Genomic DNA, 21,315 nt, shown 5'->3' with positions numbered 1-21,315 from the left:
TAAAATTGGTATACCTTATGGTAATATTAAAATGTCAAATTGGTTGATCATCGTGCTGCGTTTAAGTATATTAACGTCAAAGGTCACATAAAATATACATAAGCATAACAAGCTAACACACTAAAATCACACAACAACAACCAGCGGAGAATTCAAATGTCGTTGAAGTCACGAGATAACAATAATTCTACAACAGGGCAGTTTGCAATGCGCCCAGTTGCAAAATGGGTAAGAACAGCGGTCATCGCAGGTATGGCAAGTTCTTGCGTATTTACAGCAAGCGCACAGGAAGATCAGGGAAAAGCGACAGAAGTTGAAGAAGACGTTGAAATAATTAGTGTTACAGGTACACGTAGAACGATTCAAGACCAAATAGCAATTAAACGTGAAGCAACAACGGTAGTTGATGGCCTGTCATCTGAAGATATTGGTGATTTACCAGCACTGTCTATCGGTGAAGCACTGGAATCAATAACCGGTGCTGCATCTCACCGTGAAAACGGTGGTGCAACAGAAATCACTATTCGTGGTCTTGGTCCATTTTTAAGTGCAACGCATATCAATGGTCGTGAAGCGACTAATGGTAGTGGTGACCGCTCAGTTAACTTTTCGCAGTTTCCGTCTGAACTTGTAAAAAAAGTAGCAATTTATAAAACGCAAGATGCGTCAATGATTGAAGGTGGTGTTGCAGGTGTTATTGCACTTGAAACTATAACTCCACTTGATTTTGGCAAGCAACGTGTATCAGCTGAAGTTAAACTAAATTACAACCCAGACGAAGTTAATGTAGATAACTCACTTCAAAGTGACGCGGGTTACCGTGGCACGTTTAGTTATGTTGACCAGTTTGAATTTGATAACGGCCAAGCCGTTGGTGTGTCTTTTGGTGTACAGCGCCAAGATATCAGCCAACCAGAAGCTGAATACAGAAGCTCTAGCCCATCAGGTTCTTCATTATGGGCGTGTTTAAACGATCCTAATAATACCAATGAAGGTTTTTATCGTAGCAGCGCAGGCGACTGTGAAGACCAAGTTAGTGGCAGTAGCAACCAAGGTTACGATACAGAAATTGATCCTGAAACAGGTAAAGCAGTAAGTGATGGTACTCCTTACGCTTGGACTGGCAGTAGCCGAAGCTACCGTCAAAACGAGACATCAGATGAACGTGATGCAATGTTTTTTGCACTGCAATATCAACCTTCAGCTGATTGGGATGTTAACTTTGATGCACAAATTTCAGATAGAACACAACAAGAAGCACGCCACGATTTAATCTTTTTACAAAAACGTGCAACACCAGGCGTAACCGGTCCAACACTTGTTACTAATGATGTTGGCGGTATCCTTCATTGGGAAGGCGAAGAGCGAATTGAATCTGCAGGTGAGCAATTTGAACGTGAAGAAAACTACCAAGGTTACGGCATAAATATAGAACATACAGTTACCGATAGATTAACTGTTGACTTAGATTTAGCGTATTCAAAAACAGAACGCGAAGAACTTCAAATATCTAACCGTGGTAGAACATCAGGTCGTAATTTCTTTTCTTGGGATATGGGCGATGAGATCCCTCATTTCACACTGACAGATTTTGACGTAACAGATATTTCAAACTTTACAGATAGCCTAAGAACACGACTTGACCGTGAAAATGTTCGTGAAAACGAAGTTATCTCAGCGCGACTAGATTTTGACTATACCTTAGATGGCAATGTTTTCACCAGTATTCAAGGTGGTATTAGAACATCTGAAATGACCTTCCTACAGTATGGTGGTAGCCAAGGTAACGGTTCAAGAAACGAATTTACACTAGACTCTGGTACTGAAGCGCTTGACGTATTACAAGGTTGTCAAATCGATTTCCCTGAATCAGGCTTTTTATCAAGTGTATCTGATGGCGATATCGTAACAAATGTTGATAGTGACGGTAACGTTGTAGATAGCGGTACAGGTTCATCATGGGCTACATACGACAACGTATGTTTCTCACAAGCTGTAGCTGGTTCTAACGCTGATGGTGTGTTTGCTTACCCAGAAGTTGAATATGAAAATGCAGGTACAATTGATGTAACAGAAAAAACAACATCAGTGTACTTAATGGCTAACTACGATACTGAAATGTTTGGTAAATTCATTCGCGGTAACTTTGGTCTTCGTATTGTAGACACAGAAGTAACTTCGATTGGCTTTAGAAATAGCTTTGACGTAGTAACAAGCGACACCGGTGTACTTTCTCTGGTTGAATCTGATAATGGTTCATTGGATAAAATAAAAAGCGGTGGTGACTACACTAAGTATTTACCAAGTTTTAACCTAGTTATTGACTACAGTGAAGATATTTTATTCCGTGCAGGTATATACCGTGGTATGTCACGCGCAGATCCATCTGATTTAGGTTACAGCCGTACATTCCAAGAAGATACAGAAGGTACAGCAACATCAATTAGCGATTTATTAGTGGGTGTAAATGGTTCTGGTAACCCGGACACTCAACCGCTTATGTCGTGGAACTACGATGCTGCGTTTGAATGGTACCCTAACGAAGATTCAATCTTAGCGTTAAGCTTATACTACAAACAGTTCAACGGTGGTTTTCAACAACAAACAGTAATTGAAGATTTTACTGTTGCCGGTGAAACTGTTTCATTACCAATTACTAACTCTGTTACATCAGACGATGACAGTGAAATACTAGGTCTTGAAGCTTCATTTTCTTACCGCTGGGATAATGGCATCGGTATGAAATTTGGTTACAACTATGCAGACACTGATTTTGAGTTCCAAGATAGCTTATACGGCGATACGTTTGAGACTGACGTAGATGGTAATACTACACAGTTAACTGACGGTATTATTGAGTCGGCTTCAGTACCTGGTTTCTCAAAGCATGTATTTAGCAGTCAGCTGTACTACCAAATTGGTGGATTTGATACTGCTGTTATTTACAAATATCGTAGTGAGTATTTCCAACCATATACTACAAATGGTACTCGACTTCGTTATGTTGATGGCGTAGGCGTATGGGAAATGCGCGCATCATACAAAATTGATGAGCACTTTAGAGTTAAAGCAGAAGCAATTAACTTGTTCAGTGCACCTAAATCACAAGACTTCTTTGTTGAAGGTAACTTAGGTGAAGTGAATGACTACGGCCCACGTTTATTCTTAGGTTTAAGCTACAAACTGTAATAATAGTTAAACATTAGATCACATTAAAAAGGCGGTTTTACCGCCTTTTTTGATCCTCAAATTCTTCAATTTTATATTTTCGATAACATCAACAAACAGTACTTAAAAAAACTCACTCCTAAATTACGCTACTTGACTAAAAAACAATTAAATTGGTTAACCAATAATGCTATTTATTAAGCACGCCCAACATCATCGGTTTCTCCTGCCTAAATTATTTCATTTTTAAAACGATAACTATTCTAACCTTTGTTATTGACAGCCCTATTTCTAATAGAATTTAAAAACCATAAATAACATCAACTTAAAATGTAAGTTTTGCTTTTAACTTGAAATTTAGTTAGGTTTTTCTATTTTGGTAATAACATATTGCATAATATTTGATCTAAATTCATTACCAAAAGGTTGACCTTTGTAGGTGTGGGTGTAAATATAAAGTTAAGACTTTGTAATAAAAAAGGGCTTTTAATAAAAACAATAAAGTAGCTGGTTAAACATAGCATTTCACACACACAGGAAAAAAACTATGAGTCACAAGTTATCTAAAATTACACTGGCAGTTATATCGGCAACCGCACTTGGTATGTCTTTGTCTACACAGGCGCAAGAAGCTCCAAAAAAAGCTGCAGACGATCTTGAGGTTATCGAGGTTTCAGGTATTCGACAATCACTTACAAATGCACTTGCACAAAAGCGTTCAGCAGATAGCCTTGTTGAAATTATCGAGGCTGTAGATATTGGTAAGCTACCAGATCAAAACCTCGCAGAAGTACTTGAAAACGTAACAGGGATTCAAATTACTCGTGAAGCAGGGGTAGGTACGGGTGTTCAAATTCGTGGTACCAATGCTAATCGTACAGAAGTGAACGGCGTATCAACAGTTGGCTCAGGGTCTGGACGAAGTGGCATTAGTTTTGAGGATGTATCAGCTGCAATCATCTCTGGTGTAGAAGTAATTAAGTCACCAGAAGCAAAAACAATCGAAGGCTCTGTGGGCGCAACAATAAACTTGAAAACAATTCGCCCGTTACAGTTAAATGAAACTCTAGGCTCAATTAGAGTCCAAGGTGAAGATAGTAGCTTATCAACAGATGGCGTGACTCCTAGGGTATCGGGTGCTTGGGGTGATAACTGGGAGCTTGATTCGGGCGGTAAGTTTGGTGTTGTATTTAGTGGTAGTTACAGTGAGCAAGACGTAACCGCATTTCGTCCTCGCGCAGATAGAGATAATTCGGTAGCCGCTGATAGTGGTGCTGCAAGTGCACAATCGTTTGATTTTCTACCAGTACAATTTTTAATTCAAGATTACGATAATTACGAATACGAGACAAAAAACTTCGCAGGTACATTTGAATATGCACCAAACGATAATATGAAATTCTTTTTTGATGCAGTTGTTAATGATCAAGAGCGCCGCCAAGAAAGCTCAAGAGTACAAGCATCTGGCCTAAGTGATCTTAGAAATGTATCAATACCGAGTGAATTTGAAACAGTTAATTTTGGTTCACTGGACGGACAAAACCTAGGCAGCATACAAGCGGCCGTAAGAGGCGTAATTCCGGTTGAAGACGGTGGTGGCGATCCTAACTTGCGTTTTTCTAGCGATACTAATTCACGCATCACAAAGAGCAAAATATTTAGAATAGGGGGTGAATGGCAAGGTGATAGATTATTTGCAAGTGTTGAAGCCTCAACCTCTCGTTCTGATTCAACTACACCAAGCTTTAATACAACGCTTAATTTTATAAATCCAAATGTTGCTACTAATTCGTCAAATGAAAACGGGACTCCTTTTGAGTATGATCTTACAGGTGATGCACTTTCGTTTGGGATTGCAACGGGGGAGGCAAACGCGCCAACAATGGCTCAATTACTCGACCCTGCAAATGTTGTTCTACGTGACGTAAACCAAGGGCAAGATGAGTCAGAAAATACAGAAGATGCGTTTCGTACAGATTTTACATATTACTTAGATGATGTAATAACGTCAGTCGATTTTGGTTACCGCTACAGTAAAACGAGTAGTGTGTCGGATCAAGTTCGCTCTAACGTTGGTTTAAGAAATATGGCTGATAGCCCAACGGGTGATTTATTTGCACAATTATTAACAGCGGGCCCAGATAACTTTAACGATGGTGATGGGCGAGCACTCTATATTCGTGATTTCTTACTTATAAACCCAGAGCTTGCATCCTCTGATCCACAAGCCGTATTAGCAGCGCTTAACCAAGCGATTGAAGCTAATAATGCAATAACGGGTTCTGATCGCGGTCCAATAAGTTCACCAACGTCTCAAGTAAATGCATTTTTTGATATTGAAGAAGAAACGCATGCCTTATACGCACAAGCTAATTTTGAGTATGGCATGTTTCGCGGTAACTTTGGCCTACGTTATTTAGAGACTGAAGTTACATCGCTAGGTAACTCTGTTACTCAAGATGGAAGTGGCAACGAACTGGTTACTCAGCTAACGTCAAAAGGTGATTACGATTTCTTTTTACCACGATTCAATTTAGCCGCGAATGTAAGTGAAGATGTGATTGTTCGTTTAGGTTGGTCAAAAGATATTAGGCGCCCAGATTTTGATGACCTATCTACATCTGTTACGTTTGGCACCAGCCCTAATAGTGCCGTTTCAATTGGTAATTCAGGCTTAGCGCCAGAAGAAGTAACCTCTTTCGATATATCTACAGATTGGTATTTTGCACCCGCTGCTTTGTTAAGTGTGGGGTACTTTCATAAAACACGTAGCGATTTGCACGTTACACAACAAGTTGACCCATTTGAAGACCCAAGCACAGGCTTTCGCGATACAAATGGTCCAGAGTGTGAAGGCGGCGGCATATTTAATCCAATTGCAGACATAAACGTATTTGGCCCAGATGCTGGCGTAGGGTTATGTGTACCAACACAAACTACTATTAATGACTCTGGTGAAACAACACAGCAAGGTATTGAGCTTGCAGCTCAATACGACTTATCAAGTTTTGAAAAAGAGCTAGGTTGGGCATCAGGTTTTGGTGTGGTTGCTAACTATACCTATCAAGAATTTTCTGGTGGTGAATCATTTGACACTGCAACGAGTCGTGCAAATGCTGTTTTTGCATTAACAACCGGTAACCCGGATGCAGACATAAGTGCTAAGCAATCACTCATTGATCTGTCAGAAAACGCATATAATATTACATTTTACTATGAGAAATACGGTCTATCTGCTCGAGCGCGTTACACGTGGCGCGAAGGGTACCGTTCAACTGACTTTGGTAGCACCTCGAGCTTTCCATGGGGTTTCCCTGTTGTACAAGAAGACAGAGGGCAGCTTAATGCCAGCATAAGTTATGATGTGAACGATCAGCTAAATATCGGTATTGAAGCCGTTAACTTAACTGAATCAGAAGTTAGCCAGTCTTGTGTTAACGAAGGTGCTTTACTTTGTTTCCAAGGTATTACAGACCGCCGTATTACATTTGGCGCTAGCTATAGATTTTAAAAGTTATAGTTAAATCGAGTCTATAAGTGTGTGTATTTAAAGACGCTAAAAGCAAGCCATCTGGCTTGCTTTTTTTTAACTAAAACTAGTTAACATTTATAAAAATGATTTATCCCACTTTGTATTTTACTTCTCAATACTGTTACTGCGGCAATGTCTTGCGGCACTGCCACCAGTAATTATACCAACCTGCATAAATCTTTGATCAATTTAACGAATTAAATTGCACTATAACGTCGTTAAAAATTTTTTATTTAGAACAACTAGATACAAAAATTTTTGCCTAGTTCTAGCGTAATTTTCTTAACGTTAAATAGACCCCGTATATAAGCAGATTGGTATTATTATCGAGATAGTATTTAACCAATACCTTTATTTTTTAACCTTACCCTTAAGAACATAAATTTCACCATCGAAACTGCCTTGTATCGTCAGTCCTTGGCTTGCCAACTCTTGTAAATATTCGATATGGTCATTAGTGATATGCTGGCCTGGGACTAAAAGCGGAATCCCCGGTGGATATGGAGTAACTAAACCTGCACAAATACGATTGTTACTTTTGCTGATAGGCACAGATTCGCGGTCGCCATAAAAAGCATCGCTTGGAATACACGCCAAGTCTATAGCTGGTAAGTTTTCGGGTAAGCGAGCTCTACGCGTCGATTTCGATAGCTTTACCTTACCGCTGTCTAGTTTTTTCAACGCATTGTACAAACGAATTATTTTTGAGCGCGTGCCGCCAAGCGTAAGTAAAACCAAAATGGTGCTGTGTGTGTATTTTTCTATCTCTAGCCCAATTTCATCCAGTAGATATTTATGAATATCTTTTAATGAGTAAGGTAGCTCACTAATATCAATAAGGATTTTTAATGGGTCGTGACCCATATTATCACCACTAAAATGCGGGAAAATTTCCATAAAGTCTTGCTTAGCTAATACTTTAATTTGCTTAAGCGAGGCCATCTGTTGTTTAAACTCTTCAACATGATTTAGCAGCGCGTTGAGCAGCTTATAGCCTTCCATCTCTAATTGCTTTTGGCACACGTCAAGCGATGCAATAAGCTGATATTTAGGCGATGTGCTGGCGTAGATACTATAAATCTCTCGAAAGAAATCGGCATCAAAATCGGGGTCGTTAATATGAATATAAGACGCTTGAGAAAACGCGGATACTACTTTATGCGCCGAATGCGTAATGTAGTCAGCCCCAGCATGTATTGCAGAATAATGACGAAAACTAGGATGAAACAAAGAGTATGCAAACCAGGCTTCATCTATAAATACCTTGATACCATATTGATGAGCATAATCTACGACTTGTTTTAGGTCGCTAAGTAGGCCATCGTAAGTACAGCCGGTAAGCACTAGTAATTTAGCATCAGTATTGTTTTCAATTGCTAACTTGATGTCGGCCAACGACGGTGGCGCAAAAATCCCATATTTTGGATTTAAGATACTCGCCAAATAAATGGGGTAACTAGCTGATTGCAAGATGCCATAGTGTACGGACTTATGGCAATTACGGTCGACAATTACTTTATCTCCCTTGCGCAGCAGTGTCTGCAAGATGATTTTATTTGAGGTAGATGAACCATTTGTAACAAAGTAGGTGTGCTTAACCTCAAACGTAGCCGCGGCTGATTCTTGAGCGCGACCAATGGTATTGGTGCTGTCTGATAATGAACCTAGCGAGTCTACCGAAACCGACAGGTCGCCAACAAATACATTACGGCCGTAAAACTGATAAAAATCTTTGATGTAAGGGGAGTTTCTAAAGCTAGAACCCCCACTATGACCCGGTGTGTGCCAAGAGTCGTTTGCTTCACCGACGTAACGACGATACGCCGTCCAAAATGGCGTTTCAGAGCGGTCGTCAAAATCGTTGATCATATAACCTAAAATCGCTTCTGGGTCAGAAATCACTTCATCTTTAAAAAAGAAAGATTCAATTTCTTCTGATTCGTTTACGATCTCCAGCCCTTTAGTGTCGTCGCCAATAACATAAACCGGTAACTCAAGACGAATTGCCTTTAAATCCTCGATAAAGCGACTATACATCCGTTCACCCACTTTATTGTGCATATCCCAGCTTAGAACTACGGCTTGAATATCACCATCTTCCTCTACATGTTCCAACGCGCGTTTAAGCTCGAGGCATTCAATAATATCGATATGAATATCGTCTCGCTCAAAGTTAGGAATGGTCTTTGACAGATTCGTTGAAAGCCCTTGTAAAGTGGCTGGGTCTTGCTCAATTATCAAGATACGAAGTAGAGGTAGCATAGAGGGTTTCACAATAAAATTTTATAATGCTCACTAGCATAACCAAAGGAGTGAGACTTGTGAAATTAATACTTTGATAATGTTCTATTAATAGTCACATTCTGCGGGTTATCTAAATTAAATTACAAAAATATTGCTAGGCCTTGGGTTAAAAATACGACTCAATTTATTGTTAGTGAGCGTTTAGTTAATGCGGCGCAATTTATTAATAATATAGAATCGACTGGCAGCTAAACGATTAGCTATCTTATCACTAGAGTTCGAATAGAAGTGTGCTAGCCAAGGTTTAACCTGTTAGTTATCAAATACGATAACTTGATTTTTACCAGCACTTTTAGCTTGATATAACAGTTTATCTGCGTTTTCATATAATTTTTCAAACTTACAGTGTTTTGTATCGCCTTTATCTACACCAGCACTAATTGTAACTCTTTGTAATTCAGGTGATATATCAGTTAAATTAAGACTCGCAATTGCCTCTACAAGCCGTTGTGAAATCATTTTTACAATTTCAACATCATGGCTAGGAAAGAAAACTACAAACTCTTCTCCGCCATATCGCCCTACAATATCTTTCTCTCTAGTTTGAAATTTTAGAGCATGGGCTACTCTTTGAAGGACTTTGTCACCAGCATTATGTCCAAATTGATCATTGATGAGTTTAAAGTTATCTATATCTGCAATTAGTAAAAAGCCGCTTTGTTTATCTAAGCGTGAAACTTGTTCATGGAAGCCTCTCCTATTTAATACTTTTGTCAAAGGGTCGATTAACGATTCATTAGTGATGGTTATATTTAGTCGTTTTAATCTTTTAATATGTCGAAATGAGAAAAGTAAAATTAGAATGAAAAGGCTAAGATTAATGAACAGAATTATATTTAACCTAATATGATCAGCCGCTTTGTTTTGCCAATCTATTTCGCTTGGAAATGCAAAGCTACTGAATAAAGAAAGGCTAATTAGTGCTAAATTTAAAATATACATTTTTTGATAAAGTAGAAACACAAATTAGGCAACTTATAAATGAATGTAATAATAGACCTTGAATACCAATACTTAAATAGGGCCCAATCATCTTTGCATCAGATACATCTAGCAAAACACCCCATGAAACAACCAGGTATAAAAATCCAATTAAGAGTAGAGATAAAGATATCGTTTCAGGCTTCAACTTAGTTACATACGTTGAAAATAAAATTATAAGAAGTAATGAGCTTATAGAAGATAAAACAGTCATCGGCTCAAACCAAAAACTTGGGGCCTCAATAAAAGAATGATTTTCATTAGCTTCCCAAAACTCAGGAAAGGTCAAAACCTGTAAAAGATCGACATTTGAAAATATGATCAAAAGTTCTTCAAATGTTACTCCCGCAACAGACTCGTTAAAAGCAATAAAGGTGATAAAGCCATTTGAAAGCCAGATACAGAAGGCTGAAGTAATTGCTAAAAGCAAATTGTATAATTGAGTTTTACCACTATAGCTTTTCAACTCGTTATTCCGTTTTTTCTTTAAACTCACACAAGTCTTCAATAATACAGCTGCCACACTTTGGTTTACGTGCTACGCAGGTGTAACGTCCGTGCAGTATCAGCCAATGATGCACGTCTACTTTAAATTCTTTTGGTACAACCTTTTCAAGCTTTTGTTCTACAGCTACAACATCTTTACCCATGGCAAGCTTTGTACGGTTAGATACACGAAATATGTGTGTATCTACGGCTATTACAGGCCAGCCAAAGGCGGTATTAAGTACAACATTAGCGGTTTTACGGCCAACGCCTGGTAGGGCTTCTAGGGCTTCACGATTTTCTGGCACGATGCTGTTATGTTCATCCACCAAAATTTGGCACATTTTGTAAACGTTGGCAGCTTTAGAATTAAATAAGCCGATGGTTTTTATATAATCACGCAGTGTATCGTGACCTAAGTCTAAAATGGCTTGTGGCGTATTGGCAACAGGGAACAACTTTCGAGTGGCTTTATTAACGCCTACATCGGTTGCTTGCGCTGAGAGGGTTACCGCTACTAGTAACTCAAATGGGCTTGAATATTCAAGCTCTGTAACTGGATGTGGGTTATCGTCGCGTAGGCGCGACAGTATTTGGTGACGTTTTTCTTTATTCATGCAACTTAAAACGTATTAGTGCTAATTGTTGCTCTAATACGTTTTCCCCTTAAGTTAAGCTGGTAACACGTGCTCGAGGGCCTTTTTCAGCCTCTGGCGGTGCAATTTGCTTTGATTTTATTTGTGCGTCAATTACGTTTTTAGCAGCAATAAGTAGTCCAAGACCTAAAAAGGCACCCGGTGGTAAAATTGCGAGTAAAAATTGGTTATCAAAGTTAAATACTTCTATGCGCAAGCTCTGTGCCCATGGGCCAAGTAATAAGTCGGCACCGTCAAACAGCGTACCTTGGCCGATTAGTTCGCGCATAGTACCTAATACTAACAGTACAGCCATAAAGCCTAAGCCCATCATTAAGCCGTCAAATGCTGATAAATGAACAGGGTTTTTAGAGGCGTATGCTTCGGCGCGGCCAATAATGGCGCAGTTAGTTACAATCAACGGGATAAAAATCCCTAATGATTGATATAAACCAAAGGTATAAGCGTTCATGAGTAATTGAACTATTGTTACAAAGCCCGCGATGATCATTACAAATACAGGTATACGAATATCTTTTGGCACCCAGTTACGCACAATTGATACGGTAACATTTGAGCCTATTAGTACGAGTAAAGTTGCTAAGCCTAAACCTAAGGCATTTGTTACAGTTGAGGTAACGGCAAGCAGTGGACATAAACCTAAAAGCTGCACAAGGGCAGGGTTATTTACCCATACACCTTCTTTGTATAATGTTTTTAACTCACTCATTTAGCTACCTCCATACATTCGGCATTAGGTGCTGCAAAAATATCATCAAAATTAGTTTGTGCGAACAATACGGCATTTTTAACAGAGCCCACAACAGCACGTGGCGTTATGGTCGCGCCTGTAAATTGATCAAACTGGCCGCCATCTTTTTTTACAGCCCAGCGAGCGTCTTCTTCGCCTTCAACCGTTAAGCTTTTAAATGTTGTGATCCAAAGTGATTTTTTAACTTCTACTTTGTCGCCTAAACCAGGGGTTTCTTCGTGTTTAGTCGTACGCACGCCAGCAATAGTGCCATCGCTCAATACAGCTGTTAATAAGTTAATATCGCCACTGTAGCCGTTTGGCGTAACATGCCTAATAACAACAGCGACTGGTTTATTGTTTTTACGAGCACGGTAAATTACTTGGTTTGCGTGTGGGCCTAGTTTTTCGTCAGTAATAATTACGCAATCTTGTGATAATTGATTGTCGTACGATTTTGGGTCGAGCACTTCTTGTAGCTGCGCAGTAAGTTGCAGTTGTTCTTGCTCTGCAATTTTATCGGCAGTAAGCGCGTTGATAGAGGCAACTAAGCCCGTTGTTGCTAAAGCAAACGCAGTTAAAATAGCACCATTTTTAGCCATTGACGAAATGATCATTTTACTGCTCCATGGCCATAAGTACGTGGCTGTGTGTAGTAGTCGATTAGCGGCACTGCAATATTAATCAATAATACGCTAAATGCGATGGCATCAGGAAAACCACCAAAGGTACGAATTAAATAAATTAGTAAGCCAATTAGCGCGCCATAAATTAAGCGTCCTTTGTTAGTTGTTGCTGCAGATACCGGATCGGTTGCTATAAAAAAGGCCCCCATCATAGTGGCACCACTTAATAAGTGAAATAGGGTGCCCGGCTCTGTACCAGGTGATGCGATATAACCAATAGCACTACATACAGCTAAACTTGCGATAAAACTTACAGGAATATGCCAGTTAATTATTTTTGCTTTTAATAAGTATAAACCACCCACTAAAAAGCCTAAGTTAACCCACACCCAACCAAGGCCAGCCCATTCGTTAAATAATGGCTTTTGCATGCTCTCGGTAACGGTTAAACCGTGTGTTATGTCTGTTTTAACAGTATCCAGCGGTGTTGCCATTGTTAGGCCATCAACCCCTGCGCGTACTTGATCAAGGCTAAACCCAGAGGCCGTAAAATCGGTAAATATTAGCCTTAGCTGATCAGCAAAGCCTATTGGCGTATTTATTAAATCGGTAACAGGCAACCATGCGGTCATTTGTACCGGAAACGAAACTAATAGCAGTACATAAGCCGCCATTGCTGGATTGAATAAATTAAACCCAAGGCCGCCATAAAGCTGTTTAACTATAACGATAGAAAATAAACAGCCAATAACGATTATCCACCAAGGCGCAAGTGGTGGAATACTCAGTGCCAATAACACGGCAGTAAGCCACGCACTGCCATCACTTAATGCAGGCCAAACAGGGCGCTTTCGTATTAGCATTATTGCAGCTTCAAATACGCTTACAGCAACAAGCGCTAGTACCAGTTGAATAAGCACACCTGTACCAAAAAAGAAAACTTGAGCAATTAGCCCAGGAATACACGCAGCAATAACGCTAAGCATTAATCGCGTTAACGATTTATGGCTGTGATTATGCGGCGAACTGGCCATGGTTAATTTCATGACTGATTATTTCCTTCTTTTTGTAACTTTTTAGCTTTTGCTCTCGCAATTGCAGCAGCCACGGCGGCTTTTTTCTTATCGTCGGCTGATTTAGGTTTATCTGCGTTAATAAGAACTGATGAGTCATCGGTGTTACTTTCTGCACTCTTAGGTGCTGCGCTATCAACTTGTAGCTCTTGGGGCTGAGTTTGTTCGGTATCTTCTAGTGCTTTAGCCGCTTTTTTAGCTTTAGCACGAGCTATGGCCGCAGCTACCGCTGCTTTTTTATCATCAACGGATGCCGCGCTTTGTGGCTCTTCACTCACGGTTTGCTCGGTTTCTTCTAATGCTTTAGCTGCTTTTTTGGCTTTTGCACGAGCAATGGCCGCCGCTACTGCTGCTTTTTTGTCATCAACAGGGGCATCAGTTTGTGGCTCTTCACTCACGGACTGCTCAGCGTCTTCTAATGCTTTAGCCGCTTTTTTGGCTTTTGCGCGAGCAATGGCCGCCGCTACGGCTGCTTTTTTATCATCAGCAGGCGTATCGCTTTGTGGCTCTTCACTCAGGGTTTGCTCAGCGCCATCTAATGCTTTAGCCGCTTTTTTAGCTTTTGCACGAGCAATGGCCGCCGCTACCGCTGCTTTTTTGTCATCAACAGGGGCATCGCTTTGTGGCTCTTCACTCACGGTTTGCTCAGCGTTATCTAATGCTTGTGCTGCCTTTTTGGCTTTAGCACGAGCAATGGCCGCAGCTACCGCTGATTTTTTATCATCAACAGGGGCATCGTTTTGTGGCTCTTCACTTGTTGTTTGTTCAGCGTTATCTAATGCTTGTGCTGCTTTTTTAGCTTTAGCGCGGGCAATGGCTGCAGCGACTGCTGATTTTTTATCATCAACGGGTGCAGTCTCGGCGGATTCATCTGTTTGAGATTTTTGCTCTTTATATTTACGCGCTTGTTCTTTACGTAGTGCGCGCTCTTTTGCTACTTCGCTGTTGTCAGGTTCTAATTCAGCAGATTGGTCGCCTAGCTTTTTAGCTTTAGCGCGTGCAATAGCGGCTGCAACAGCTGATTTTTCATCGCCGTTATCTGATTTATTTTTAACGCGGGCTAGTGCCTCTGCTACTTTTTGCTTTTCGTCAGCAGATTTAGCGGCAGGTTTACGTTTGTGGCGGTTTTGACGTTCTTCTTGCTCGCGATCTAAACGCTCTTTTCGTGCATCAAAACGCTCTTTTGCTCTGTCGGCTTTAATTTTGTCAGCTTGTTGTTCTTTAATTTCAACTTTGGCTATACGGTAGTACTGTACAAGAGGGATTTCGCTTGGACACACATATGCACAAGCACCACATTCAATACAGTCAAATAAATTATGCTCTTGTAGTTTGTCGTACTCTTTTGATTTAGCAAACCACTGCAATTGCTGTGGCAGTAAAGAAGCAGGGCAGGCATCGGCACAGGCGCTACAACGTATACAGGCTTTTTCAGGGCCGGGCTCCGCTAGCTCTTTATGATCAGGTGCTAAAATACAGTTGGTTGTTTTAACTATGCCAATACGCACTGTGGGTAGCGTAAAGCCCATCATTGGGCCGCCCATTACAACACTTTGCTGCGGTACAGGCGAGAAACCTTGGCAATCAAGTAAATGCTTTATTTCAGTGCCAAGTAGTGCCCATACATTTCCAGGTTTATGAATAGTGTTGCCTGTTACCGTAACTATACGTTCAATGAGTGGTTTACCTTCATAAACGGCTTGTTGTACGGCAAACAAAGTCCCGGTGTTATGCACTAAAATACCAATATCGGCAGGAATACCAATACTAGGAACTTCACGGTTAGTAAGTAATTTAATTAATTGCTTTTCACCGCCAGATGGGTAAATAGTTGGCACCGTTTGAATAATAATTTTTGAGTTATGCTCAGCTGCTTGCTTCATTGCTGCAATAGCTTCAGGCTTGTTATCTTCTATACCCACAATGCACAGTGTTGGGTTTAAAAGCTGCTGCATTATTTCAATGCCTTGGATAACTTCTTTAGCGTGTTCGCGCATTAAAACGTCATCGGCAGTAATATAAGGTTCGCACTCAACAGCATTTACAATCAAAAATTCGATAGGTTGCTTGGTATCTGCTTTTACATAAGTAGGAAAACCAGCACCACCCATACCGCTAATACCGGCTTGGTGAATAATATTTATCAGCTCATCATGACTAAGCTCAGCAGGATTTTTATTTTTATTTAGAGCTACCCATTCGTCTTTGCCGTCTGGTTCAATAATAACACTTAGTTCAGGTAGGGCCGATGGATGTGCTGATGGCATAGGTGCAATATCAGTAACCACACCAGAGCTTGGCGCATGCACAGGTACCGACCAGTTAGCAGCAGGCGCTGTAAGTGGTTGGCCTTTTAAGACGTGTTGGCCTTTTTCTACAAGTAACTTACCGTTTGCGCCTATGTGTTGCTTAAGCGCAACAATGAGTTTGTCGGGCAAAGGTAGGCGAGTGATACTCGCACTATTAGAGAGTGATTTTTGTTGTGGTGGGTGTATGCCGCCAGGAAATGCCCACACGGTGCCTTTTTTTATTTGTTCAAGTAACTTGTCCACTCAAACCTCTAATCTATTTGTGTAACAGGAATAGCATCTAGCTGCCATTTCCAGTTTTGTTTAGTTTCGGCTACAGGTAGCATATCAATGCAATCTACAGGGCAAGGCTCAACACATAAATCACAGCCAGTACATTCATCAATTAATACAGTGTGCATTTGACGAGTTGCGCCCAAAATGGCGTCAACCGGGCAGGCTTGAATACATTTGGTACAGCCAATACATTCATCTTCGCGAATATAAGCCACTGTTTTTATAGGTTCTGCTTGCTCGCCACCGGCAAGTGGTTTTTCATCAACACCCATTAAGCCGGCAAGCTTTTTCATGGTTGATTCGCCGCCCGGTGGGCATTTATTTATTTCATCGCCATTGGCTATGGCTTCGGCGTAAGGGCGACAACCCGGGTAGCCACATTGTCCGCATTGAGTTTGCGGCAAAATAGTATCAATTTGCTCAACAATAGGGTTACCTTCAACGCGAAAGCGAATTGCTGCAAACCCTAAAATAAGTCCAAAAATGAGTGCTAGCGAACCAATCGCTATCAAGGCATAAAACAAGGTCATATTAAAACTTCACTAATCCAGTAAAACCCATAAACGCCATCGACATTAAGCCTGCAGTGATCATTGCAATAGAGGCGCCTTTAAAAGGCGTAGGAACGTCAGCAGCGGCTAAACGCTCTCGTAGTGCTGCAAACAATACAAGCACTAAAGAAAAACCAACCGCAGCACCAAAACCATACACTGCAGATTGTAAAAACGAATGATCTTCTTTGATATTTAATAAAGCCACACCTAATACCGCACAGTTAGTGGTGATCAGCGGTAAAAATATGCCTAATAAACGATATAGAGTAGGGCTTGTTTTACGCACAACCATTTCGGTAAATTGCACTACAACGGCAATCACTAAAATAAAGCTCATGGTGCGTAAAAAGGCGATATCCAGAGGGATTAAAATATATTGATTAACTAAATAGCTAGTTACAGAGGCAAGAGTAAGCACAAACGTGGTTGCCAAAGACATACCAATCGCCGTATCAAGCTTACCTGATACGCCCATAAACGGACATAAGCCTAAAAATTGTACTAATACAAAGTTATTAACCAGAACGGTTCCAATCAATAACAAGACATATTCTGTCATGTGTGCCTCACGCTATAATAAACGTGGGTATTATCCTTTTTTCTTTATCGATTAACAACACATGAGAAGCAAATAAACGACTCAATCAGTAATGATATTAAAGTGACTTAAGATTTCAGGGGTAATTAGAATAGGATCGATATTATATGGCTTTAAAATATCTTTAAATTGATCGTGCTCTTGGTATAAATCTAATAGTACTTTATTAAATAGGGCAATTTGTTCAGGAGATAATTGAATTTTATTAAAACCAATAAAATAGGGGGATTCGCTTTGTAAAAAGGCCAAATTAACATGATGTAAGTTAAATTGTTTTAGCCTAGCGCGTGCTTGTAAAGTATTGGCAAAGTACCCATCTATACGATTGTTTTCTATCATTTTTACACCCGTGCCATTGGCATCGGTGAGTAAAACAATATCAAATTCCCTCAATCCGTCTTTAATCATTTGTTGCTGTATTTTGATTAGTTGAAAAGATGCATTTGAAGGGCCAAAAACAGCAATTTGCATTTTTTGTAGATCATTGAGGCTTTTGATGGTTTTTTTTGCACCCTCAGGTTGAAAAAAGCCATATTGCATTTTCATAAGCGGGATCGAAAAATAAAGCCATTCGTTGCGGTCAAGATTCCAGCCCATAGGAAAGTTTCCTTGAGCTTGCAGGTTTTTTAACATGAGCTTAGAGCGACGATTTGGTACGCTGACAAACTCACATTTATAATTGAGGCGTTTACACGCTAAGGTAAGTATATCAACAAAGGGGCCAGCGGCATTATCGTGTTCATCAACAAATGAAAATGGAGGATAGTTATGAGTGCTAAAAACTAATTCTTTTTGCGGGGCGTTTGCGTACAAACTCAAAGGCATAATAAAAAGTATAATAAAGGTAATTACTCTTTTCATGATGCCTCCAATAGACTATATGTCTTTAGGTTTTTCTATGTAATAACCTTGAACGCCATCTAAACACAACGTTTCTATAATGTGCTTTTCTTCTTGGCTCTCAACGCCCTCAGCAAATACACTAACACCAATGCGGTGGGCTAAATCGACCATTAAGCGCATAAAGTACTGATTGTTTTTATCGTCTTCGAGGCCGCGAGTATAACTTGCGTCCATTTTAATAAAGTCAGGTTTTAAATCTCGGAAAAACTTAAATGAAGTTAAGCCAACACCAAAACGTTCAACTGTAACGCGTGCGCCAACACGGTGAACCATGTCGATAAAGCGCTTACTAGCCTTGATGTTTTGCTGTAAACCAAACTCACTTACTTCAAATACAAGTTTAGATGCAATATGCGTATCTTTCAATAATCGACGCTCTAGCCAAATTACAAACTGATCGTTGTGTGCACTAGAGGCTGTTACGTTTAAACCAAAAAACTTTTCAGATAAATTACGGCTTTTAACCTTTTCAAGAGAAGAGTCAATTATCAGGCGATCAATTTCTATTGCCATATCAAGCTTTTCGGCCATCGCTAAAAAAGAAGCGGTAGGCAGTACTTGATTGTCTTCTGTTTTAAATCGAACTTGTACTTCAGCGTAGGCTTTTATGCTTTTACCAAGCGGCATAATGTTTTGCATCACTAAATGCACACGCTTAGATTCAATAACTTCTTTAATAACCTTACGCCAGTTTTGATTACCAAAACCCGCACTTACGTTATTAACTAAATCGGTTTCGCGTTGTACGTGCCATGCGTTTACTTGTTTTGATTGCGCCATGCTCATTGCGTTATCAACAACAGAAAGCAATTCGCCTAACGGCTTACCTTTTTCGTATCCTACAATACCCGTATTAGCTACCGAGCTTAACTCTTGGTTTTGTTGGTACTGCGTGAAGCGCGATTGCAGGTTTTCACCAAAGCGCTCAGCTTCTTTTAAAGGAATGTGGGGTAGTACGACAGCAAAGTCAGAGCTGTTTAATCTAAATACTTGGCTGCCAGTGTAAGTGCCGCTTATGTGCTTAATAATATCGGCAACGCCTTTAACGTACTCATCACCTTTTTGATAACCACGGCTTTGGTTTATAGCTTGTAGTTCGCTACAACGAACCATAGCTAAAGATCCAAATGTACTTTGCTCAGTGTTTTCAATGTTTTTTTCGTAGTACTCAACAAACATATTACGATTACCAAGCGAGGTAATTACATCTTTGTACGCTTCATGCTTAATAGTCATAGCAGCGCTTTGTATGTCTTCGTTTTTGTTTTTTAAGAAATGTGATAATCGATTAAAGCTAGGTACTAAATCTTTTCCCATTTTTTTCAATCGAGTGCCATCTAGTGCTGTTTCTAAATCATTATCAACTTGGTTTTGATTGATATAAATATCGATAATGTCAGCAACTGTTGTACTTATGTTTTTATTTAAATGGTAAAAAATAGATTTCATTAGAATTATTGGAATAATAACTAAAATGGCAGAAATCAAAATAACAATAAAAAGGGACGTTTGTAGCTGCGACGCTAAATGCTCAATGTTAAGTACAAATTCAACTTTTATATCTGAGGCGTCATTTACAGCAAATTGAGGGCGCACTGAGTTAAAGTTAGAGAGTACAAAATCAGCAAACATTGGTAATTGAGTAGGGGGGTTAATGCTAAATATTTCAGCCCCTTGGTAATCTCTTAGAGTAAAGCTTGAAAACGTTTTACCATCTGCAATTGATTGTTTTAAATTTTGAGCAGAAATATCGTCTAAAGAAAGGTCATTAATATACTTAGTAACAGTAGTTTGCGCACTTTTTTGTGCATCACTTACCGCAGTATCAAAGCTTATAGATATGAAGTAGCTTCCTGCTGCAACACACAATAACCAAGAGATAATTTGTATAAAAATAAGTTTTTTAAATCCAGCCATGTTTTCAGTCTTTTAATAATTCAAAAGGGAAGGAATCAAGTCCTTGATTAATAAACTAAGTACAGCGCATTAAGGAATAAACTAATGCTTTAGTTATATAAGGAAGAGTAGTGGAATTAGCTTGAGATGTCTATGAAATTCTTAGAATTGGCTCCCCCTCCCCGACTCGAACGGGGGACCTGCGGATTAACAGTCCGTCGCTCTAACCAACTGAGCTAAGGGGGAACTAAATGATAATTATGAATTTGGCTCCCCCTCCCCGACTCGAACGGGGGACCTGCGGATTAACAGTCCGTCGCTCTAACCAACTGAGCTAAGGGGGAACTACATCATAAACATAAACTTGGCTCCCCCTCCCCGACTCGAACGGGGGACCTGCGGATTAACAGTCCGTCGCTCTAACCAACTGAGCTAAGGGGGAATCGTAAAAAACTTGGCTCCCCCTCCCCGACTCGAACGGGGGACCTGCGGATTAACAGTCCGTCGCTCTAACCAACTGAGCTAAGGGGGAAGCGTCTTGCCTTTCAACGGGGCGAAATATTAATGACCGCGCCGCAAAGTGTCAACATATAAAAGTCATAAATTGAAAAAAGAGGTTTATTCGTTGTTTTTGTGTTCGATCTGCGTGTTTTATAGCTCTATTAAAGTTACTTTTTTAAAAATTTAAGAATAACAATGTGACTTTTATTATTGCTGAGTCTTCAAATTGGTTAAATTAAACACGGTATTAAAGTGGCTTGTTATTAAAAAACAACTCAAAAACATAAAAAACTCATTTTTTACTTAGCGATATTTTTCGTATTTAATTCGTTTTTTGTTTTAATTTTCTAAAAATATACCTATGCGTATATTCGCAGAAATATTTTTTGATCTAAATTGTGATCTAATCACTATGTATAAAATGAGTATTTGTTTTATCCGTTCAAAAATAGAGCAATCAATAACTTAACTTTGTATTAAACGTTTTTTTATACCTAACGTACAACTATGTTAAGAAGAAAAATTGGTCAGCTACAGTTTTTAGCGTGAGTTTATAAAAATGCCACAATCAACAAATGGTCAATTGGTTGGATATCACCGAAAATGGAGGCTCTCTCAAAGCCTTTATAAATGCGGGTTTGAATGAGTTATCCACGGTTTCTGTGGATAACTCTGTTTATGAAACTTTAAGAACATCATCGGCACCAATGGTTTAGGGTGCT

General features: G+C 39.7%; 14 protein-coding genes and 4 tRNA genes. 2 read left to right on the top strand and 16 right to left on the bottom strand.

Going from position 1 to position 21,315, the window contains the following annotated elements; translation table 11 throughout:
- Positions 1-156: 156 nt before the first annotated feature.
- Positions 157-3,189: a TonB-dependent receptor gene (locus I6E72_RS10155; RefSeq protein WP_197112217.1), complete on the top strand. Its 3,033-nt coding sequence runs from the start codon at positions 157-159 to the stop codon at positions 3,187-3,189.
- A gap of 526 nt (positions 3,190-3,715) precedes the next feature.
- Positions 3,716-6,679 (top strand): TonB-dependent receptor, encoded by a 2,964-nt coding sequence (locus I6E72_RS10150; protein ID WP_197112215.1) that lies wholly within the window; start codon positions 3,716-3,718, stop codon positions 6,677-6,679.
- A 372-nt stretch (positions 6,680-7,051) separates the two neighbouring features.
- Here I6E72_RS10150 and I6E72_RS10145 read toward each other — a convergent pair whose 3' ends face one another.
- The 16 genes from I6E72_RS10145 to I6E72_RS10070 all read right to left on the bottom strand — a co-directional run bounded on the left by I6E72_RS10145 (position 7,052) and on the right by I6E72_RS10070 (position 20,624).
- The gene (locus I6E72_RS10145; protein WP_033027026.1) at positions 7,052-8,962 is read right to left on the bottom strand and encodes an aminotransferase class I/II-fold pyridoxal phosphate-dependent enzyme; all 1,911 of its coding nucleotides are present in this window, start codon (positions 8,960-8,962) and stop codon (positions 7,052-7,054) included.
- A gap of 294 nt (positions 8,963-9,256) precedes the next feature.
- Positions 9,257-9,946, bottom strand: coding sequence for a GGDEF domain-containing protein (locus I6E72_RS10140; RefSeq protein WP_024591501.1), 690 nt, complete (start codon positions 9,944-9,946; stop codon positions 9,257-9,259).
- Positions 9,918-10,451 (bottom strand): hypothetical protein, encoded by a 534-nt coding sequence (locus I6E72_RS10135; RefSeq protein ID WP_024591502.1) that lies wholly within the window; start codon positions 10,449-10,451, stop codon positions 9,918-9,920. Before I6E72_RS10135 ends, I6E72_RS10140 begins: the two co-directional genes overlap by 29 nt.
- Before the next feature lie 4 nt (positions 10,452-10,455).
- The gene (nth, locus tag I6E72_RS10130; protein WP_165721424.1) at positions 10,456-11,088 is read right to left on the bottom strand and encodes an endonuclease III; all 633 of its coding nucleotides are present in this window, start codon (positions 11,086-11,088) and stop codon (positions 10,456-10,458) included.
- 49 nt (positions 11,089-11,137) lie between these two features.
- Positions 11,138-11,836, bottom strand: a complete 699-nt coding sequence (locus I6E72_RS10125; protein ID WP_010553676.1) for an electron transport complex subunit E — start codon at positions 11,834-11,836, stop codon at positions 11,138-11,140.
- A complete protein-coding gene (rsxG, locus tag I6E72_RS10120; protein ID WP_002962266.1) occupies positions 11,833-12,474 on the bottom strand; it encodes an electron transport complex subunit RsxG in 642 nt (213 codons plus the stop codon). The genes I6E72_RS10125 and rsxG overlap by 4 nt, the downstream gene beginning before the upstream one ends.
- Positions 12,471-13,529 carry an electron transport complex subunit RsxD gene (gene rsxD, locus I6E72_RS10115; protein ID WP_197112213.1) on the bottom strand — a complete coding sequence of 353 codons (1,059 nt, stop codon included), beginning with the start codon at positions 13,527-13,529 and terminating at the stop codon, positions 12,471-12,473. The genes rsxG and rsxD overlap by 4 nt, the downstream gene beginning before the upstream one ends.
- Positions 13,526-16,108 (bottom strand): electron transport complex subunit RsxC, encoded by a 2,583-nt coding sequence (gene rsxC / locus I6E72_RS10110; RefSeq protein WP_197112205.1) that lies wholly within the window; start codon positions 16,106-16,108, stop codon positions 13,526-13,528. The genes rsxD and rsxC overlap by 4 nt, the downstream gene beginning before the upstream one ends.
- 8 nt (positions 16,109-16,116) lie before the next feature.
- Positions 16,117-16,671 (bottom strand): electron transport complex subunit RsxB, encoded by a 555-nt coding sequence (gene rsxB, locus I6E72_RS10105; RefSeq protein ID WP_007585357.1) that lies wholly within the window; start codon positions 16,669-16,671, stop codon positions 16,117-16,119.
- 1 nt (position 16,672) lies between these two features.
- The gene (gene rsxA, locus I6E72_RS10100; protein ID WP_008172491.1) at positions 16,673-17,254 is read right to left on the bottom strand and encodes an electron transport complex subunit RsxA; all 582 of its coding nucleotides are present in this window, start codon (positions 17,252-17,254) and stop codon (positions 16,673-16,675) included.
- Between the two features lie 81 nt (positions 17,255-17,335).
- Positions 17,336-18,154: a substrate-binding periplasmic protein gene (locus I6E72_RS10095; RefSeq protein WP_197112203.1), complete on the bottom strand. Its 819-nt coding sequence runs from the start codon at positions 18,152-18,154 to the stop codon at positions 17,336-17,338.
- 15 nt (positions 18,155-18,169) lie between these two features.
- The gene (locus tag I6E72_RS10090) at positions 18,170-20,113 is read right to left on the bottom strand and encodes an EAL domain-containing protein (protein ID WP_007585367.1); all 1,944 of its coding nucleotides are present in this window, start codon (positions 20,111-20,113) and stop codon (positions 18,170-18,172) included.
- 148 nt (positions 20,114-20,261) lie between these two features.
- Positions 20,262-20,338: transfer RNA gene (locus I6E72_RS10085), tRNA-Asn, on the bottom strand.
- 21 nt (positions 20,339-20,359) lie between these two features.
- Positions 20,360-20,436 (bottom strand) — tRNA-Asn (locus I6E72_RS10080).
- A 21-nt stretch (positions 20,437-20,457) separates the two neighbouring features.
- A tRNA-Asn gene (locus I6E72_RS10075) sits at positions 20,458-20,534 on the bottom strand.
- 13 nt (positions 20,535-20,547) lie between these two features.
- Positions 20,548-20,624, bottom strand: a tRNA-Asn gene (locus I6E72_RS10070).
- Between the last annotated feature and the right edge of the window lie 691 nt (positions 20,625-21,315).

It is taken from the genome of Pseudoalteromonas sp. NSLLW24 (assembly GCF_015864725.1).
Classification (GTDB): Bacteria; Pseudomonadota; Gammaproteobacteria; order Enterobacterales; family Alteromonadaceae; genus Pseudoalteromonas; species Pseudoalteromonas arctica.
Note: the sequence above shows the minus strand (reverse complement) of the source record. Positions and strands in the feature narration are given on the sequence as shown.

What these genes read in the sequence shown, in the direction of transcription:
- I6E72_RS10140 (WP_024591501.1), bottom strand. Translation starts at nt 9,946, where the DNA reads ATGTATATTTTAAATTTAGCACTAATTAGCCTTTCTTTATTCAGTAGC.
- nth (WP_165721424.1), bottom strand. Translation starts at nt 11,088, where the DNA reads ATGAATAAAGAAAAACGTCACCAAATACTGTCGCGCCTACGCGACGAT.
- I6E72_RS10090 (WP_007585367.1), bottom strand. Translation starts at nt 20,113, where the DNA reads ATGGCTGGATTTAAAAAACTTATTTTTATACAAATTATCTCTTGGTTA.
- I6E72_RS10125 (WP_010553676.1), bottom strand. Translation starts at nt 11,836, where the DNA reads ATGAGTGAGTTAAAAACATTATACAAAGAAGGTGTATGGGTAAATAAC.
- I6E72_RS10155 (WP_197112217.1), top strand. Translation starts at nt 157, where the DNA reads ATGTCGTTGAAGTCACGAGATAACAATAATTCTACAACAGGGCAGTTT.
- rsxG (WP_002962266.1), bottom strand. Translation starts at nt 12,474, where the DNA reads ATGATCATTTCGTCAATGGCTAAAAATGGTGCTATTTTAACTGCGTTT.
- rsxD (WP_197112213.1), bottom strand. Translation starts at nt 13,529, where the DNA reads ATGAAATTAACCATGGCCAGTTCGCCGCATAATCACAGCCATAAATCG.
- rsxA (WP_008172491.1), bottom strand. Translation starts at nt 17,254, where the DNA reads ATGACAGAATATGTCTTGTTATTGATTGGAACCGTTCTGGTTAATAAC.
- I6E72_RS10145 (WP_033027026.1), bottom strand. Translation starts at nt 8,962, where the DNA reads ATGCTACCTCTACTTCGTATCTTGATAATTGAGCAAGACCCAGCCACT.
- rsxB (WP_007585357.1), bottom strand. Translation starts at nt 16,671, where the DNA reads ATGACCTTGTTTTATGCCTTGATAGCGATTGGTTCGCTAGCACTCATT.
- I6E72_RS10095 (WP_197112203.1), bottom strand. Translation starts at nt 18,154, where the DNA reads ATGAAAAGAGTAATTACCTTTATTATACTTTTTATTATGCCTTTGAGT.
- I6E72_RS10150 (WP_197112215.1), top strand. Translation starts at nt 3,716, where the DNA reads ATGAGTCACAAGTTATCTAAAATTACACTGGCAGTTATATCGGCAACC.